This is a genomic window from Pseudomonadota bacterium (genome assembly GCA_018823285.1).
Lineage (GTDB): Bacteria > Desulfobacterota > Desulfobulbia > Desulfobulbales > JAGXFP01 > JAHJIQ01.
Window position 1 is genome coordinate 62,243 of the sequence record JAHJIQ010000034.1, and the last position, 19,179, is coordinate 81,421.

Below are 19,179 nucleotides of genomic sequence, written 5' to 3' on the forward strand. Positions count from 1 at the left end.
AGAGTGAAGAATTGAACTGAAAAAAACACATCGGAAAGAGGGAGAGACCTCCCTCTCTTAACTCTTCATTCTTAATTCTTCACTGCCTAAAAAGGCTATATCGGCAGGATATGAATCTCTTCCTTGACCGGATGGACCCCTTTCAGGAAGAGGCCTTTGCGGCCGTCGATACTGATCTCGTCGCCGAACCTGATCTCCTGGCCGTTGATCTCGGCCCTTTCTTCGGTATCATAGACCTTCAGGGCGTTGCAGCCGACCGCGCAGGTCTTTTCCAGCCTCAGGGTGACCACCGAGGCATGCGAGGTCTGGCCGCCGCGGGCGGTGAGAAGGCCGTCGACCCGGGCGATATCGCGGATGTCCTCCGGCACGGTGTCCTGCCGGATCAGGATCAGCGGGGTATCCGGATCCTGTTCCCGCAGGGCGTTGATGTTGGCGGCGGTAAAGACAGCCCGGCCGGAGAGGGCGCTGCCGCTCACCCCGATACAGTGGCCGAGAACATAGGGCCTGATATCGCAATCGAAAACGAGGAAGCGCTCCTTCTTCTTGATCGTGATCATGTCCCTGGTCTGCAGAAGATAGAGATCTTCGGCTTTCGGCCCTTCGAAGGTGAATTCAATTTCCTGGGGGTTCCAGTGTTTCACATAGACCAGATCGCGGGAGATCTCAAGGAGCCGCTGGTACACCGCCGGGAATTTCTTTTCCAGAGACATCTCCCCGTCCCGGCCGTCGATCTCCGACTGCTCGACCGAAACCGGGTGGGTGGCGACGAGTCCGCTGACGATATCCTCTCCCTGATCGCTCACCGCATAGTCTCCCCACAGGGCCACCCGCCGCACTTTCCGGTAGGGGTGGGCGGTGAAGAGAACCCCGCTGCCGGAACTGTCGCCAAGGTTGCCGAACACCATCTGCTGAACGATCACCGCCGTTCCCCAGTTTTCCGAAACATCCATCAACTCCCGGTATTCGCGGGTCTTCTCGGCATCCCATGACTGGAGGACCATTTCGATCGCCCCGGTGAGCTGCAGCCAGGGATCATCGGGAATTTCAATGCCGGCACTGCGGATGTTTTCCCGGTACTCCAAGGCCAGTTCCTTCATCTGGCCCGGGCTGAAATGCTTTTTCACCTCGACCTTGTGTCTTTTTTTTGCGCTGTTCATCAGGGCCTGAAATTTATCCCGGTCAAGCCCTCCGGTCATCGCCCACGACTGCAGAAAGCGCCGGTAATTGTCCCAGGCGAAATACTCCTTGCCGCTGCTTCTGGCAAATCCTTCGACAATGTCTTCGTTTAAGCCGACGTTATGGATGGTGGCCATCATCCCCGGCATCGAGATTGCCGAACCGCTCCGCACCGAGAGCAGAAGCGGGGTTTCCGGATCGCCGAAATTCCTGCCGGTCGCGGCTTCGATCTCGCTCAGCATGTCCCTGATCCGGGCCATCAGATCGTCCCGGGCCCGGCTGAACTTCTTGACCACCGGCCAGCACCGGAAAATCTCGGTGGTGATGACAAATCCCTGGGGCACCGGTTTGCCGTCGGCGGCAAGCTGGGTCAGGTTGTACCCCTTGTTGCCGAGCAGAATCAGGTTCTTGGAAAAAGGCCCCCGCTCGGTCAGGGAGCTGATCACCATCTCCGGGTTGTAGGTCATCAGGAGATCGAGGGACTTCTCATCAAGAACATCCCGCTGGTTCTCGAGGGTCTGGTAGATTCGGGTGATAAAATTATCCAGATGCTGGAGGCCGAAGGTCCCGGCGATCAGGTCACGCAGGAAGGTCTCTGACAGCCTGTGGGTACTGCCGGTCGCATCGCCCGCACTCCAGAGAGAGCGATATTTGGCCAGGAGATTATCCTCACCGCTGCAGATCTGGGGAACGATGATGGCGATATTGCCCTCGTGGATGTTGGTATAGTAGGCGTAGATGACATCCTTCACCCCTTCTGACAACCCCCGGAAGATATCAAGATACTGGGTATAGGAAAAGCGCTTGATCCCGATGGAGCTGGAGAGAAAGGAAAGATAGGTCTCAAGGCGCCGGCTGGTGATCCCGTCGATGCTGAGCGCCCGCAGATAAAGCCGTAAACACTTGATTATTTTAATAAAAGTCGCCCTGGTGATAAACGAGGGGTTGACGATCTCCGGCAGTTTTTCCAGATAGATGTTCGCCAGGTTCTCCAGCCTGAAGGTGAGCCCCAGGGCATCGAATTTACGCTCCCGATAGCGGCCGTAGACCGACGGGATATCAACGGCGATGTGCCGCTTGTGATAGATGTCCTCCTTGGCCTCGAACTGCTCTTCGCTTAAAATGACCTCCTGCAGGTTTTCGAGGCTCGTCAGAAGCGCATCGAGGTTCTGGAAGACATCGCTCGATTCCAGGGCGACCAGCAGGTCGGTCATTTCCGGGAAGCCGCTGTTGGCCGCCTGTTCAAGCTGCAGCCGCAGTTCCTGAAAACCGAGGTTGTACTTCTGGTTGACCAGCCTGAACATCCTGACCAAGAGAGAAAAGCGCCGGGTTTCCGTTTCCGACAGGTCCGTCTGGCGACTGATGAACGAATCAAAGCGACGTTCCTCCCAGTTGAAAATCTGCTCAATCCCGGTGGTCCCGCGGCTGCTCATCATCCTGGTCATCAGGGTATGCAGATCATCCACATACACCCCTTCGGTCCGGATCTGTTTGAGTACCTCCTCCGGCAAGTACGGAGCGAGAACGCTTTTGTCCAGCGAATTCCAGAAATCGAAGATCGCGAGGATGAAATCAACAATCAGGTTGCTGCTCTCGACATGGCTCTGCTTCCTCAGAAAATGGATCAGCAGGTCCTTGCGCTGGTGAATTTCATCGATCTCGGTGGAAACGTCGCGTAGGATTCCTTCCGCCCCGATCTCGTTGAAGAAAACCGGCATCAGCTTGGCAAACTGCTTGACCAGGTTGTAGACCGGTTCGATCGGGTGATTGAGCAGGCTGCTGATGTCCCGCTGGAAGAGGTCGGTGTCCTTGACACAGGTCCCGGAGAGCTTCAGGTTGATGATCAGCGCGGAGAAGAGAGTGGAGCACCACTTTGGCTCCTGCATGATCAGGGAGAGCCAGACCCTGATGTTTTCAAGGTGGGAGGGGTTGTATATCGGCTGCCATTCCTCATCGACCCCGCTCACCTTGGCGTACTGAAAACCAAACCGGACCGTTTCCCAGAGGAAGGTCTCCACCAGGCGGCTGCTCTCCCGCTTGAAAACCTCGGTGCCGAGGACCTGGATGCACTGCAGGGAGGTGTGCGGGTATCGCCTGACATTGGCCTTCAGAAGCTTGAAGGTGGTCAGGAGGAAGGACTCGATCTCTTCGAAATCCTGCTGCCGGATCAGCTGGATCAGGCTGCGGTTGATCTCCCTTAAGGTCTCTTCATGGATCAGGTAGAGCCCGGCGGTGTCCATGATCCGGAACAGGAAGAGAAGTTTTCGGTTTTCGGCAAACCGGTCGGGAGCTGCGCTTTCGACGATATCGCCACCTTCCTCAACCAGTTTTTCCGGAATCTGTTTGTACAGCCGGACCAGATCCATATGCGCGGGCAGCTCCAGAAGATGCTCCAGCGCCGACCTCGGGCTCTCATCAACAGCAATGGCCTCGGCCTCCTTTCGATGCACGTTGATCTGCTGATGCGAGATGGCATTGAACAGCTGGCCTGCCTGCCAGCCGCTGCACAGATCACCGCATTCCGCGGCAAACCAGGGCTGGGGGTCTTCCTCCTGGAGCCAGTACTCATAATTGAGCTGGAGGATCTTCTTCATCAACCCGGCCAGATCGGTAAAATCGTAATCCGACCGCCCGGCCTTCTCCAGCATGGTCCGGGCGATCTTTTTGATCGGGTGGTGTCCCTGGACCATAAACAGCATCGTGCTTTCCTCAAGCTCCTGCAGCTGCCGGAAGCAGAAGGCAAGGGCCGACTCGTAGCGCGGCAGATCTTCAAGCTCGAGGGCGGAAATCATCTTTTCCAGGTAGGCCAGCAGAGACTCCATCGCCATCGCCAGCTGGTTCTCGTTCTTTCTGGTTTCCCCGGCCGCCTTCAGATAGATCAGACAGAACTGCTCAAGGGCCTCCGGCCCCTTTTCGTGCCGCTTGTAGTGATTCAGGTTTTTCAGGGTGAAAGCCCGCAGCTTGGGCAGGATGATCATCCAGTTGTGGAAGGGATGGCTGATCTCGTAGAGCAGATAGTGGAGGCTGTTGGCAATGCCCTTGTAGGAACCGACAATTTCCTGAAGGACCGCATAGGACGGATCAATCTCGACTTCGCTGACCGCAGTTTCCAGCAGATTGGCTTTCAGGGCATCCGATTCGATCTCTGGCTTGTCGGAAGTCATAAATTTTTCCGCTCAGGAAAGGGGTAAAAAAACGGCATGGAGGTCAGCCGATCTGAACCCCATGCCGTAAGTTTAAACTCAATCCGGCAAAGCCGGAAGGGAAAAATTTAGAATGTAGAATGCAAAATGCAAAATGCAGAATGTGGGGTCACCTCTGACTTCAGATTATCAATTATGCCTTTCATTTTTCATTCTCCATTTTTCATTTTGCATTGGCTCCGCAAAGCGGAGATCAGATCAGCTTCTTTCCTTCCATATGCCGGATCAGATCGAGGACCCGGTTCGAGTAGCCCCATTCGTTATCGTACCAGCTCAACACCTTGACCATGTTGCCGATCACCTTGGTGGACATGGCATCCACCACCGACGAGTGGGGGTTCCCCTGGTAATCGATCGAGACCAGCGGCTCGTCGGAATATCCCAGATACCGGTTCGCTTCCTCAGCCAGCGCCTGATTGACCTCGGATACCGTGGTTTCCTTTTCAACTTCCATCACCGCGTCAACCAGAGAAACATTCGGGGTGGGAACACGCACCGCCAGGCCATCGAATTTTCCCTTCAGCTCCGGGATGACCAGAGACACCGCGGCGGCCGCCCCGGTCTTGGTCGGGATCATCGACAGGGCCGCAGCTCTTGCCCGGCGCAGGTCCGAATGGGGGAAATCAAGAATCCGCTGGTCGTTGGTATAGGCATGAACGGTGGTCATGAGCCCCTTTTTAATCCCGAACCGGTCCAGGATCACCTTGGCGAAAGGTGCCAGACAATTGGTGGTGCAGGAGGCGTTTGAAACAATGTTATGCTCGGTCGGGTCATACTCATCTTCATTCACGCCCATGACGATAGTCTTCACCTCGCCCTTGGCGGGCGCCGAGATCACAACTTTTTTCGCCCCGCCGTCGAGATGGGCCTGCGCCTTGTCGGAATGGGTGAACAGACCGGTGGATTCGATCACGTAATCAACCCCGAGATCCCCCCAGGGAATGTCTGCCGGGTTGCGGTGGGAAAAGATCTCCACCTCCCGGCCGCCGACATTGATCCCTTTTTCGACGCCCTTGACTTCCTGCCCATAAACACCCATGACCGAATCATATTTCAGCAGATGGGCCAGGGTCGCGTTATCGGTCAGATCGTTGAGGGCCACTATTTCGATATCACCGAAGGCCGGATCCAGATCACGGGCCCGAAAAATATTCCTGCCGATCCTGCCAAAACCGTTAATCCCGACTCGAATTGTCATTTTATTTCTCCTTGAAGGTCGCTCTTCACCCGATGAGATCCGGGTATTTTCCTGACAACTTTTCTAGAAGGTTACCACGAATGGCACACCTGCTTGCAAGTACTTTTTATCTCGGGGAAAATACGGTAAGTATACAAACATGTCGCGCCGCCATAACCGGCATTTGTTCTTATCCTGAATCCGTGACGGCTTCACAGAGAAATATTCGATATCACTCTGTTATTACGAATTTATTGAAGCTGGATCAACGGCGACTTCGATTCACCCGCCGCCCGTCGGGGCGCCCGACAAGGAAGGACCTGCTTCGTTGGCAAATCGTTGATATACCGCAGTATAATCAACATCGTTGCCCCCTTGCATCTCCTCCCTTCTCAAACGCTCACGGATTCAGGCTTATCAAAAAAAGGAAAACTCAATGCATGACGACAGAGACGGATCAAATGGGCATATACTGGAACGGTTTCTTTTCGACGCGGTCGCGGAACTCCTGCGCCACGAGGATGAAGAAAAATTTTTCGCCTGGATGCGCCGCAACACCGCCGACTATTTATTCATCGACGGGCTGCCGGCGAACGAAGAAATGGATAAGCATTTTGCCGCCACCATGGCCCGCATGCTCTGGGATGTGACCCCGCTGCCGGGCCATAATTTCCAGACCAGACCGGGGGCCGCTCCGGAAAGAAACTCGCCGTGCCCCTGCGGGTCCGGGAAAAAATACAAACAGTGCTGCCGGCAGTTTGAATCGAGCACCCCTGCGCTCACCAGTGACCAGATGTGGCCGGTGGTCATTGGCCTGTTGTCGCCGTCGGAACTGGAAAGGGCCTGCGCTTCCGGCAATGCGCCGCTCGAGGCCCTGGGCGCCGCGGCTGAAAGGCTCTTGGCCGAGGATAAACCGAAAAAGGCTCTGCAGATTATCGAACCGCTTTTTCGATCACCGGCCAATTTCAAGAAAAAGGATATGGACCTCCTCTTTGAAATGCTCTTATACATCTATGAACAACTGGGATACTCCGGCAAGAAGATACAGATGATTGACCGGATTATCGAACAGGCCCCCAGATCACCGCTTCGCGGCTCGGCCTTTCAGCGGCGGGCAGCAATCTGCATGGATGGGGGAGACGACCGCTCGGCGTGGCATTATTTCCAGCGTGCGCAACAGGACAATCCGGATGATCCGTCCAACGGCGTGCTTGAAATTAATCTGCTGGTTGCGGAATCCCGTTTCGAAAAGGCCAAGGCCCGCGCCGGATTCTGGCTGAAGAAGTGCGGGAAACTGAAATCGGTCGCGGAAGTAACGGAAGATTTCTTCCGCGAGGCGTCCAGCAATCCGCAAAACCTCTTCAGCGATATCGCCATCGGTATGGCGGGCGGCGCCGGAGGCAGGTTGAAAAAATGGCTGGCCGAGGTTTCCGGGCGAAAGCTTCCGAGTTACACCTTCACAAAAGAAACAATCGAAATGCCGGGTCCGCCTCCGGAAGAGAAAAGAAAGCCGGAACAACAATCGCTGTTTACGACTTTTTCCCGGGAGGAGCACGACGATGGTGATGGGCTGTCGGAATCCGCCGGGGAAGAGACAGCGTTTTCCTGCGAAAGCATCATCCTGGAGCCTCCCGGACCGGTGCGGACGGTTGAAAAACAATGGCGGAATCGATTCAATTTCTCCAAACCCTTCTCCATCCATTTGCAGACCCGGGGAGAATTCGATCCCTGGGACCCTGATTTGGAAAAAGAGTGGTGTGACTTCCTGGATCGTCATCCTGAGGCCTTTGACAGCCTGGAGATCCTCGATGATATCGCAGGCGCCGTTGAAATTCATCCGGAAGGCCGGCAACCCTGGATCATGTTGGAATTGTCGCCGGGCCTGTTGCAACGCGCCTCCGAGATTATCAAGCTGGCGCTGGCCGACGAGCCGGATGCGGTGGTCACATGGCTGATCTCGGCCAACCGCCCCGCACTGCGCCTCCTCTACCGGCACTATCTGTATATCATGCATCATGGTGATATTGATGAATCGCTCGTCACCGGTCAATGGCTGCTTCGCTTGAATCCGACCGACAACCACGGCATTCGCGAAGACGTGATCAATGAACTGCTCAAGGCGGGAGCGGATGAGCAGGCCCTGGCCCTCGCCATGGGCTACCCGAATGATCTCATCCTGGCCACGTCCCTCGGCAAGGCCCTCGCCCTCTATCGCCTGCAGCGCATGGATGAGGCTAAAAAAGCGCTCGGCGAAGCCGTCCGCCGCAATCGACACGCGGTTGATTCCCTGGTCCGGGAGAGGGTCGGCAGGCCGAAGGTCTCGGAGATGGGGATCAGCATCGGCGGCAGGGACCAGGCCTGGATATACCGTCAGGATATGCGCAACACCTGGCAAGAGACGCCGGGCGCCATCGATTGGCTGAAAAAAACCGCCTCCCGCTTGAAAAAAGAATCAGAAAAGAAAAAAATGAACTGATATCCAAAACCCTACAGACATTAATGAAATTGTCCGTTAGTTCTTTTGAATCAGGGGGCAATGCAATGTCTGATCTTATAAACGGTTATGAAATAAAATTGATTGCTGAAACCAGGATTGAGGCGATACCGAACCGGCAAGGTTTATTCGAGTTTGAAATAGCAGATTTCCTTAGTCTCATCACAAACGGTGATGTTTCAATGAAAACAAAACTCGATAACATGCGGTTTGTGCCTGAGATCCTCATTATCCAGAAAGCGAAATTGAAAAGACCGACCATTGACGAGTTCGCCAGAGAAACCAGAACCGAAAGCGATAAAGAAATGAGGACTTTTAAAACCTGCATCCGATGCGGCGGCCGCAACTCCTGCATAATCAACGGCTGCGCAAGGACCCCATGCGGATCAATCTGCGATAGCTTGTGAACAGCAGCCCAAGTATTCAAAGATATCTTAACTTTTGAATGCTTCCAAACACCCATTTGTCAAGCCAGACCCCAGTCTAAGCCAGACCCCAGTCTCACTGGTGGTTTTCGCCGAGATGTATGACGTCCACCCAGTCCAGAATATCCGTCTGGTTAAGTTCCTGCCAGCGTCTCATATCCGCTTCAGTGGCGCAGACATTGATAGCTCCAGACAGGTTCAAACAACAATGACCACACTGTTTGCATGTAAATTTAAAGGAATTCATTTATCCGGATCATTTTTTGAGGCCTGAATTTAATACGGTTGGATTGTTATGCATGGCGTTAAAACATCCGCATTTGTTTTTCGAACAATGGATATACGACACTGATAATAACAAAGGGGTTTGGAGCCCTTTTGTTATGATGCTCCAATGTGGTTCCCAAAACCAATGAGAGTTCGTGTCTGCCGCTTTCAACAAACTGGTCCCAGTATTTTTCTTTCACTTTTTCAAGCGCTGTCTGTTCATTCCCGTTGTTGTCTTTCAGGCAATTCCAATACAGTGCTCCGATCTCCCAGTCTTCGATCATCAGTTTACTTGTCTTTCCCTGGCAATCTTCGAACCTGTAGGAAAATTTATATGGAAGCTTCCGGACAATCTCAAATTGACGGGCCACGGTCTCTTCATCGCTGAATAGATGGAGTTGCTGTTTCTGCTTTTCCAGATCGGCAAGTTTTGCGGCATTCCATTCACGCTCAACAGGTTCAAATGTGAACTCCAGAAAACGAATGGGACGGAAAACCGCCAGGGACAGTTCATTCCGATGAGCAAGCTCAATCAATTGTTGCAGGTCGTCGTATTTTACTACTTTGTCTAAAAAAGATTCCCGCCTTGCGCGCCAGCAATTATCCGTCGGCAGGGGCGGTCCAATTGCATTCAGGGAAGAGGGGAGGATTTTATGACTTTCGGGACGGCCGTCCTGGCTTGATCTTTCAAGTTCCGCTTCCACCCACTGGTATTTGCCATACTTTTGTCCATCATAGAGCTGGCGGAAGCGGATCGGGTAGAGGCGTCGCCATTCGCCGTTTTCCGTAACACCGGCCGTGCAGACCAGTTCGGCGTATTTTTTAGATAGGGTTGGATAGGTTTTGACAGTGATCAGGATCTTCTCGATCATAGATGACAGACTGTCAATTTGTTGTGGCGGGCGAGAAAGTCACTGATACAGTGCCTGTGACAGTCTTGAGATTCTCGTTCAAAACAGGTCAATGCGATCCGATGATGACTTTTGAATTGCTGTAAAATGCGGGTCAACCCAACGTGTCTTTCCGGCAGGCTTTTTCGGTAATCGGAAAAGAGCGCTTCGTAGTCGTCTCTTGTCTTCAGGTCTTTGCGGTTCTGTGAATCTATACCTAATTCCGGGATGTGGAGATATTCAATGCCGAATTTCGGCAGAAGTGTTGATAGGGACCGTTGGCCAAATCCGAATTTGCGGCTTAACGGGTTTTTTCTGACATCGCAGAGAAGTTCGATGCCGTTTTTGATCAGTTTGTTGATATAGTCTTCAAACTGGATGCCTTCATAACCGATAGTGTAAATTGTTTTTTCCGTGGTGGTCATGATTGCCGCAGCCTTCTCTACGCATGCCAATTCCTTATTGTCGAGGAGCTGTTCCTTGATCTCGCTATTGATCGCGTAGTATGGAAAACGGCGATATACTTCCTGGACGAGCGACTGCCCTCGGTTGGGTTTTTCCCTCAGCCAGGCCCGGACTGCGTCACGTTCGGGATTTTTTTGTACCCAGGGCAACATGGCGATAGGGCTTTGTAAGCTCAGTTCTTTGTTTCCCTGTGCCAACCAGCCGCGTTTGTGCAACAGATCCAGGTCGTCGGCAGCCTGAAACGAATAACAGCCGTAGCGATACGGGACAAATGCGTAATGGTCAACGCCGGTTTCTTGGATATACAGAAACAGCAGTTTGTGGAGATCCATTTTCTTGAGAACTCCACCCGCCTGTTCCAGAAGAAACAATAGGAGTTTTTGGCGGTTATAGGTTGGCGGTTTGATCATGTCTGGTGACGTTTTGCCAGTCGTTGTATGATAAATCATTAATGATATCAATGCGTTCGTTGCATGTAGCACAGTAACAGAAGGGCTGAAAATAGACAATGAGCATTGTATGAATAGATGAAAAAATAAATCTGTAATTCGGAAGTCACCTTACTCAATTATTTCTAACCTTGCCCAAGTCAATATATTTCCAAAATTACTTGATTGCGGAATATAGAAATTACCGGCTGGGAAAAATAATTGCACCAAACTTGTGATGCAGACCGGCCACAAATCTGACGGATTGTATGATCGGGAGGGTTTGTTGCAATTTCATGGGTGTCGAAGTTCAACTTTCATTCATTTCCCGCCCTTCCGTCCGTCTCCGTTTTCTCCATTTATAAAGTTCATGACCGGTAAAGATCAGGACCGGGAACGGCAGAAGGAGCCAGAGGTCGCCCACCGGGACCGGGGCGGTGTTGAAGACTCTTCGGACCGGTTCCACATTCAGGAGCATCCAGATCCAGACAAGTTCAACCGCCATCGCCCCGAGCAGCATCCGGTTGGTTGTAAATCCCACCGAGAAGGCGGAAAATTCCCAGCTCCGCATGGTCCAGGCATTCAACAACTGGCAGGAAACCGCGCCGAGCAGGGTCATGGTCATCGCCTGGCGATGGAGAAAGGGGTCGCCAAGCTCGACCGTCCCGTATTGCCAGCCATGCAGCAGGAGAAAACCGAGAAAGGCGCTCATTGCCGCCGCCGCCTCGATCACCCCGAGAAAGAAATAGCCGCGCTTGAATACCTCCCAGTCGAGGATCTTCTCCCCACGACCCACCGGCGGCCTGCGCATGATGTTCTTTTCCGGTTTTTCGCTGCCCAGGGCGAGTCCGGGCAGCATGTCGGAACCGAGATCGATGGAGAGGATCTGGATCACCGACAGCGGCAGCGGGATCTTCAGGAAGAACTGGAGAATGTACGGGACGATCTCCGGCACATTCGAGGAGAGGATGTAGGTAACGAATTTCTTGATATTGAAATAGACCGTTCGTCCCTCCTCGATAGCGATGACAATGGAGTTGAAGTTATCGTCCAGCAACACCATGTCGGCCGCCTCCTTGGCTACCTCGGTGCCGGCAATCCCCATCGCGATGCCGATATCGGCCTTCTTCAGGGCCGGGGCGTCGTTGACTCCGTCCCCGGTCATCGCCACAACCTCATCATTGTTCTGCAGGGCCGTGGCAATTCTTAATTTCTGACTGCTGGCCATCCGGGCAAAAAGGATATTTTCCCTGCCGAGCATTTCCTCAAGCTGGTCATCGCCGATCTCCTCAAGTTCCTGGCCGGTCAGCACCCGGTCATGGGCAAGCCCGATCAGCCGGGCAACGGCGGCGGCCGTTTTCGGATGATCGCCGGTGATCATCATCACCCGGATTCCGGCCTCACCGCAGATGGCAACGGCGCCGGCGACCTCGCTGCGCGGCAGGTCCATGATCGCCGCAAGACCGAGCAGGACCAGCTCCTCCTCCCGCTCGCCGTCACCGACTGCCAGCGCCAGAACCCGGTAGGCCAGATCCTCAAGTTCTTCCGCCCAGGCATGCACCTGGGTGCGATACGCTTCATCGATCGGCCGGGGTTCACCGTCACCTGCCCGCCAGGTTGTGCATTTCTCCAGAACGACCTCCAGCGCCCCCTTGACAAAGAGATACTCTCTGCCGCCTTCGGCATACTGGGTCGACATCATTTTTCGATCGCTGGTAAAAGCATTCTCCCGGACCCGCTCATACGGCGGCTGAGAAATCCCCCGTTTTGCCACTGCAGCGACCAGAGCGAGTTCGGTCGGATCACCCCGCAGCGCGTCATCATCGATTTCGGCACGACAATTCAGCAGAGCGGCGGTCAGGAATTCATCAAGCCGTTCATCCGCGCCAGCGGCCCCCTGAACGGTAAAGTCTCCCGCTTCCCGGTAGCCTTCGCCGGACACCTTCACCAGTTCGCCTCCGGCCAGACGGATCTCTTTTAAAGTCATCTCGTTTCTGGTCAAGGTGCCGGTCTTGTCGGTACAGATTACCGTGGCGCTACCCAGGGTCTCCACCGAATCGAGATTTTTGATCAGCGCGTTGCGGCGGGCCATGCGCTGACTGGCAAGAGAGAGTGACAAGGTAATGGTCGGCAGCAGCCCTTCCGGGACATTTGCGACAATCAGCGACAGGGCGAAAATCGAGGCGAGCAGGGGTCCCTTGCCGGAAAACAGACCGAGCGCAAAAAAAACCAGCCCCATCAGCAGGGCAATGATCGTCAGAATCCGGGTGATGTGAATAATTTCCCGCTGCATCGGCGTCAGGCTCTTCCCGACATTCCTGGTGAGACTCGCGATCCGGCCGAATTCGGTGGCGCCCCCGGTGGCGGTGGCCACGGCGATGCCGCTGCCGGTGGTGACGGTGGTCCCGGCAAAGACCATGTTTTTCGCGTCAAGCGCGCGGCGGGCGGCTCCCGGTTCCAAAGTGCGTGAGGCGGGGGCCGACTCCCCGTTCAGGGAGGACAGGTTCAGGTACAGGGAATTCGCCTCCAGCAGAACACCATCGGCGGCCACCTTGTCCCCTTCTTCAAGGAGCATGATATCACCGGGAACAATTTCCTCAGCGGCGACCGAGACAACCTCGCCTTCCCTGCGGACGGTGACCATGGTCGGCATCAGCCTGAGCAACGCTTCCATCGCCTTGTCCGCCCGGTATTCCTGCCAGAAGGTAAAGGTCGCATTGACGATCACTGCGCCGAGGATCGCGTAACCGAGAATATCCATCCCCTCTCCGGGCGAAAACCGGTCGGCGACAAAAGACAGGGCGGCCGCCACTTCAAGGAGAATTGCAAAAAACTGGGTGTACTGGCCAAGGTAGGAGAGCAGATAATTCTTTTTTTCCGCCTGCTCCAACCGGTTCGGCCCGAATTCCCTGTGCAGTCGCTCGACCCGGGACCCGGCCAACCCATCCTCGGAGCTTTTCAAATGGCGAAGCAGGGTTTTGCTGTCAAGCCGGAACAGGTCCATGCTCATTCGCTCCCGGCGTAATAGGCAATGGTGTTGACCGGGGTCAAACGAAAGAGCCTTTCCAGGCGGTTTTCCCCGAAAATCCTCGGTCGGCGTGCCAGACGCCGCCCACCGACAACCAGCAGTTCACAGTCGTGATGGGAGAGATGATGAAGGATCTGGCCGATTTCGTCGGCAGCCAGGGCATGCTTGATTCGAAAGGGGATTTCCAGCAGTTTCAGGGCGCGGGAATAATGTTCGAGTCGATCATTGATCCGCTGAAAGAGCTTTTTGGTGTCACCGATCTCCAGCCGGGCCATCCGACTGCGGCTGACCGGGCTGATCGAATAAATCTCGGCGGAACTTCCCAGGGCTTTGACCATTGAAGTGAAGAACAGAAATTTTTCCACCGACAACCGCTCTTCCCGGATCGGCAGAACCGCTTCCCTGGTCATCGCCCATGCCTCGATCCGGGCGACGCGGACGATCGCAAGATCCGTGGCCGGACGAAGGCGGCTCAATTTTTCACTTAGCGAATCCTCAAAAAATCGGCGCCGCATCCGGGTCGAACAGAAAACAATATCGGCCCTGGTCTCCCGGAGATAATCACAGATTGCCTTTTCCGGCTTCCCCTCCAGGAACACCCGTTCGGTCTTGACCTTGTACCCTGCGGCAACCTCCTCAATCACCGCCATACTGCTTTCGACATCAAGTCTCTCGTCAGTCGGGTTGGCAACATGGAGCAGGGTCAGGGTGAGGTTATACAGGGACGCATAACGGGCGGCATAAAAAGCGGAAACTTCCGAGGTGATCAGGCCGTTCACGGCCGCGACTGCTTTCATCAGCACACCTCCGGTTATCGGGCGGCCGAAAGGTGTCGGCCACCGAAAGGTTAACTGCTCGATCGACTATCTTACCTTACTAGAGATTTACCGGTCCCGACATTAAACTTCGGGTTGCATCTCCTCCGCCGCAGCCATCTCCATGGCCCGGTGATAGAGTTTGAGATACCGGTTGACCACGTTGTCCCAGGTGTAATGGCGGTTGATCTCGTTCACCGCCGCCCGACGCATCTCAAGCATTTTGTCTTTGTCGCTGCGGAAGAGATGAATCGCTTTCAGCATGGTCCCCATCAGGGCCGCGGAGTTATGTTCGCGATAGGCAAGGCCGGTGACCCCGTCGACTACCTTGACCAGGCCGCCGATGGCGTGAACAATCGGCAGATTGCCGAACAGTTGGGCGATATAATCGGTCAGGCCGCACGGCTCATATTGGGACGGGACCAGAAAGAAATCCCCGGCGGCATAAATCCGGTTGGCGAGGACCGGATCAAAACCGCGCAACAGACAAACCCGTCCCCGGTACCGGCTGTCGGTGGTGAGGGCAATCAGCTCCTCTTCAATCTTCGGCTCACCGGTGCCGAGAACCAGCGCCTGGAATTTCTTGTCCATCGGCAGGAGGGTCTCAAGGGAGCCGACCAGTTTATCGACACCTTTCTGGGCGGTAAAACGGCCGATAAAGGTAAACAGAGGTTGTTTCGGGTGAGAGTCGAGAGAGCCGGTTTGATCGATCCCGGGAAGATCGCCTGCCTGCAGATCCTTGATCAGGATCGCCCGGCAACGGGCCTTGCCGGCATACTTCCCGTCGGCGGGAGAAAAGGCGGCCTCGATCCCCATCGCCGCAGGCTGCATCGGATCATAGTCCGCCGGGTTGATCCCGTTGGTGACTCCGGCAAGCACAACCTTGCGATCAATCAGCCGGTGGCCGAGCCAGCCGGTCAAGCGATCATCCCCGGTCTCCTGCAGTTCCCGGGCATAATTCTCGCTTACCGTATTGAGAACCCCATAAGCAGAAGCGGCAAGGAAGGGGTTGAAATGGCCGTCCAGCAGGTTGCCCAGAATCACCTTTGAGGGAAGACCGGTAATGGTTTCGGCAAAGGCGAGATCGGCTATCTCCTGATGGTACCCCCAGCCTGCATTGTGAATGGTGACCAGGCAACCCGTCTCGTGAAAGTAATGGCGGTACCCTTCGATCTCCCGGATCATCGCCGGGACCAGTGCGGTATGCCCGTCGTGACAGTGGATCATATCGGGCTTTTCGCCCAACCGGATCATCATCGCGATGGCCGCCTTCTGCAGCAGCACGTTCATCGCGAAATAATCGTAATGCGCCATTCCCTGCCGGTGGAGCGGATTTCCCGCCGCTTCTTCTGCGGTATAGGTATAGATGCTTTTCTTTTCCCGATAGCGCTCGGCATCGATCAGATAAATGACAACCCCGCACTTCTCCGCGCTCCAGAGCCGGACACTCTCCTGCCGCTCCCGCCCCACATAGTGCATGTTGATCAGTAAGGAGAGATCCAGGGGTTTAAAGCCAAGCGCTTCGGGGTCCAGGAACCCGTACAGCGGCATCACCACGCTGACCTGTTTGCCCTTCCGGACCAGCGCTTCAGCAAGCTGCCGGGACACATCCTTGACCCCGCCGGCCCCGGCCAGCCCGCTGTACTCGCGGGTCAGCATCAATACTTTTTTCAGCTGTCTTTTAGCCATCGATAGTTTTCCGGATAAAGATATCAGGGTTTGTGTACCGTCCGCTGACGGAGGAGATGATCGGCGAGGGTTAACGCGACCATCGCTTCACAGACCGGCAGGATCCTCGGGATCGCCGAAATATCGTGTCGGCCGCCGATCTTGACCTTGACCTCATTGCCGTCTAGGTCGATGGTCTTCTGCTCTTTGGCGATGGACGGGATGGGTTTCACCGCCACCCGGGCGACAATCTCCTGGCCGCTTGAGATCCCGGCAAGAATTCCCCCGGCATTATTGCCGATAAATCCGTCCCCGGTGATCGGATCGTTGTTTTCGGACCCCTTCATGGCGGCGGCCGCAAATCCGGCGCCGATCTCGACCCCCTTGACCGCCCCGATCGACATGAGCGCCCGGGCAAGGTCTCCGTCGAGTTTGTCGAACACCGGTTCACCAAGTCCGGCCGGGCAGCCGGTGACCAGAATCTCGACCACTCCGCCCAGGGTGTCGCCCTCTTTGCGGACCAGTTCAATCCGCTCCTCCATCCGCGCCGCCGCTTCACGATCAGGGCAGGAAAGGGGGTTTTCCGAGATCACCGCAAGATCCCTCCCTGCAGCAACAATGCCGCCAAGGGCCACGGTATAAGTGGTAACCTTGATCCCCTCGCCCGCCAGCAGTTTTCTGGCCACCGCCCCGGCGGCCACCCGCGCTGCGGTCTCCCGGGCCGAAGCCCTGCCGCCGCCCCGGTGATCGCGGATTCCGTATTTTTTCAGATAAGTAATATCGCCATGACCGGGCCGGAAAATATTCTTCAGGTGATCATACGATTTGCTGTGAGCATCCTGGTTGAAAATCGCAAGAGAGATGGGGGTGCCGGTGGTCCTGCCCTCAAATATTCCGGAAAGAATCTGCACCTTGTCCGGCTCCTTGCGAGGGCTTGCAGCCGGTCCGCCCTGGCCCGGCCTGCGCCGGTCGAGATCCCGCTGGAGATCTTCTTCCGTGAGTTCAAGACCCGGAGGACAGCCGTCAATCGTTGCCCCGACTGCCGTGCCATGGGATTCTCCCCAGGTCGTCACCGTAAATATTCTGCCGAAGGTACTCCCCGCCATTTTTTCACCACAAGTAAAATATTAAGTAAGTTCATGATTTTATTTAAAAAAATTTGAGATGTCAAGAAAGGCGACATCAGAATCGCGATTGCAGCGCCGCCATGATCTCAGCGACCACCTGGTCAAGCGGCCGGTTCGAATCCACCTCCAGATGTGAGCCTTCCCTGTATAAAGGCTCCCTTGCCGCAAGGACCGCCGCCGCTTCTTCCCGAATATCAGCCCCGGTCAGCGACGGCCTTTGCCCGGGTGAAGCGGGATCAACGGCCAGTCGGCTGCAGATACTTTCAAGATCCGAGGTGAGCCAGACCACCCACCCGCTTGCCTTGAACCGGTCCCACACCTCCTGATGCAGGATCGCCCCGCCGCCGGTGGCAATCACCTTGCCGGTGGTTCCGGTCAGCTCGACAAGCAGCTCCTTCTCCCGGGCCCGGAAAAAATCCCACCCTTTCTCGGCCACAAGATCGCTGATCTTCCCGAACCGACCTTCGAGAACCTTGTCCATATCGATGAATTCGTAGCCGGTTAGTTCGGCCACCATTTTCCCCACCGAACTCTTGCCGGTGGCCCGGTATCCGGTGAGGATGATTTTTTCAGGCTTTTTATCAGTCTCAGGCATGATTTGCTTTAGTAAGAATTCAGGATTAACAACAACGACAACCCGATCCGCCATCGAAGTGTTCACACATACCATTAGACGGGAGTTTCTGTCAAAAGCTCTTGCGGCAACAGGTAATTTTTCGTAAAAGGATGACCTGGGGAGCCGCACGGGGTGTTGTCGGCCGAGGGCAGCAAATGTTCATTTTGCAGGAGGCTCCTGCTTAATCTATAATTTTTTTTCGGAGTACAGCATGAAACATATCATCGTCCTCGCGACCCGCAACGAAGGGAAAGTAAAGGAGTTCCGAAGCCTGCTCGGCGACGACAAGGTCGACCTGCGCAGCTTGAACGATTTCGGCCCGATCCCGGAAGCGGTGGAAGACGGCGAAACCTTCGACGACAACGCCTACAAAAAGGCGCACTTCACCGCCAGGGTGCTCGGCCTGCCCGCCATCTCCGATGATTCCGGCCTGGTCGTGAATGCCCTCGACGGCGCACCCGGCGTCTACTCCGCCCGTTATGCGGGCCCGGAGGCCACCGACCAGGACAACATCAAAAAACTTCTCCAGGAAATGGCAGGGAAAAGCGACCGTTCGGCCGCCTTTCACTGCGTGATCTCCATTGCCGTCCCCACCGGCCCGGCCCTCACCTATGAGGGACGCTGCGAGGGAGAGATCACCACCGAGCCGAAAGGTGATGGCGGGTTTGGCTATGATCCGGTCTTTTTTTCTCCGGAACTCGGCAAAACCTTCGCTGAAAGCACTCTGGAAGAGAAAAACCGGGTCAGCCACCGGGGCCGCGCTCTCGCTGACGTAGCCGCGGAAGCTGACAAGATCATGGCCTGGCTCGACGCGCGGATCACCGAGGCAAAACCGCCCAAACCGGACCACAGCCAGTTTGAGGATAACGACTGGTCTTCTTAAATCAATGCACAGGTGATACATGTATCGTGCTTCAACCAAAAAATTCACCGTTGTTTTCACGGTAATTTTCGCGGCGGAATTCCTGATCATGTATCTGATCGGCCACCAGAGGGAAGACAGCTTCTGGGAAAATCTCAAGATCATGCTTATCGACGCCGTCGCCCTCTCGATTCTTGTCGCCCCCGTCCTCTATCTATTTCTCGTAAAACCGCTGGAAGACTCTCTCCGGGAGATCAAGATCCTGAAAGGCCTGATGCAGGTCTGCTGTGTCTGCAAAAAGGTCAAGACAGGCGAAAACAGCCGAAACGAAAAGGACTGGATCAATATCGACCGATATCTGCAGGAAAATTCAGAGATTTTATTTTCGCACGGTTACTGTCCGGAATGTCACAAAAAAGAAATGGTAAAACTCGAAGAATTCAAACGAAAAAAATCCGGCCTTCTTCAAGGGTGAGGAGTAGGATTTTATTCAGATCCTGACCAGCTCCACCTTCCCCCAGGCGCCAAGTTCTTCACC

The 19,179-nt window shown here is 55.0% G+C and carries 13 protein-coding genes; 4 read left to right on the forward strand and 9 right to left on the reverse strand.

The genetic code is table 11. The annotated features are described in order from the left end of the window. Positions 1-95: 95 nt before the first annotated feature. Together KKG35_09015 and gap are read right to left on the reverse strand one after the other, a co-directional pair. Positions 96-4,340 carry a phosphoenolpyruvate synthase gene (locus KKG35_09015; protein MBU1738265.1) on the reverse strand — a complete coding sequence of 1,415 codons (4,245 nt, stop codon included), beginning with the start codon at positions 4,338-4,340 and terminating at the stop codon, positions 96-98. A 232-nt stretch (positions 4,341-4,572) separates the two neighbouring features. Continuing rightward, a complete protein-coding gene (gene gap, locus KKG35_09020) occupies positions 4,573-5,577 on the reverse strand; it encodes a type I glyceraldehyde-3-phosphate dehydrogenase (protein ID MBU1738266.1) in 1,005 nt (334 codons plus the stop codon). A gap of 415 nt (positions 5,578-5,992) precedes the next feature. Here gap and KKG35_09025 point away from each other — a divergent pair, with 415 nt between their 5' ends. Next, positions 5,993-8,032 (forward strand): SEC-C domain-containing protein, encoded by a 2,040-nt coding sequence (locus tag KKG35_09025; protein ID MBU1738267.1) that lies wholly within the window; start codon positions 5,993-5,995, stop codon positions 8,030-8,032. After that, complete coding sequence (locus tag KKG35_09030; GenBank protein ID MBU1738268.1) at positions 7,972-8,457, forward strand: hypothetical protein; 486 nt, start codon at positions 7,972-7,974, stop codon at positions 8,455-8,457. The genes KKG35_09025 and KKG35_09030 overlap by 61 nt, the downstream gene beginning before the upstream one ends. A 323-nt stretch (positions 8,458-8,780) precedes the next feature. Here KKG35_09030 and KKG35_09035 read toward each other — a convergent pair whose 3' ends face one another. The 7 genes from KKG35_09035 to KKG35_09065 all read right to left on the reverse strand — a co-directional run bounded on the left by KKG35_09035 (position 8,781) and on the right by KKG35_09065 (position 17,758). Next, positions 8,781-9,614: a hypothetical protein gene (locus KKG35_09035; protein ID MBU1738269.1), complete on the reverse strand. Its 834-nt coding sequence runs from the start codon at positions 9,612-9,614 to the stop codon at positions 8,781-8,783. After that, positions 9,611-10,606, reverse strand: coding sequence for a DUF488 domain-containing protein (locus KKG35_09040; protein MBU1738270.1), 996 nt, complete (start codon positions 10,604-10,606; stop codon positions 9,611-9,613). The genes KKG35_09035 and KKG35_09040 overlap by 4 nt, the downstream gene beginning before the upstream one ends. Positions 10,607-10,835: 229 nt before the next feature. Further along, the gene (locus KKG35_09045) at positions 10,836-13,529 is read right to left on the reverse strand and encodes a cation-transporting P-type ATPase (protein MBU1738271.1); all 2,694 of its coding nucleotides are present in this window, start codon (positions 13,527-13,529) and stop codon (positions 10,836-10,838) included. A 2-nt stretch (positions 13,530-13,531) separates the two neighbouring features. Beyond that, positions 13,532-14,350, reverse strand: coding sequence for a universal stress protein (locus KKG35_09050; GenBank protein ID MBU1738272.1), 819 nt, complete (start codon positions 14,348-14,350; stop codon positions 13,532-13,534). Between the two features lie 102 nt (positions 14,351-14,452). Continuing rightward, entirely contained in the window at positions 14,453-16,057 is a 1,605-nt protein-coding gene (locus tag KKG35_09055; protein MBU1738273.1) for a glycogen/starch synthase, read from the reverse strand. Positions 16,058-16,080: 23 nt separating this feature from the next. Continuing rightward, positions 16,081-17,142, reverse strand: a complete 1,062-nt coding sequence (gene aroC / locus KKG35_09060) for a chorismate synthase (protein MBU1738274.1) — start codon at positions 17,140-17,142, stop codon at positions 16,081-16,083. Positions 17,143-17,218: 76 nt separating this feature from the next. Beyond that, positions 17,219-17,758 (reverse strand): shikimate kinase, encoded by a 540-nt coding sequence (locus KKG35_09065; protein ID MBU1738275.1) that lies wholly within the window; start codon positions 17,756-17,758, stop codon positions 17,219-17,221. Positions 17,759-17,990: 232 nt separating this feature from the next. Here KKG35_09065 and KKG35_09070 point away from each other — a divergent pair, with 232 nt between their 5' ends. Together KKG35_09070 and KKG35_09075 are read left to right on the forward strand one after the other, a co-directional pair. After that, the gene (locus KKG35_09070; protein MBU1738276.1) at positions 17,991-18,662 is read left to right on the forward strand and encodes an XTP/dITP diphosphatase; all 672 of its coding nucleotides are present in this window, start codon (positions 17,991-17,993) and stop codon (positions 18,660-18,662) included. A gap of 19 nt (positions 18,663-18,681) precedes the next feature. Then, positions 18,682-19,116 (forward strand): hypothetical protein, encoded by a 435-nt coding sequence (locus KKG35_09075; protein ID MBU1738277.1) that lies wholly within the window; start codon positions 18,682-18,684, stop codon positions 19,114-19,116. Positions 19,117-19,179: the final 63 nt, after the last annotated feature.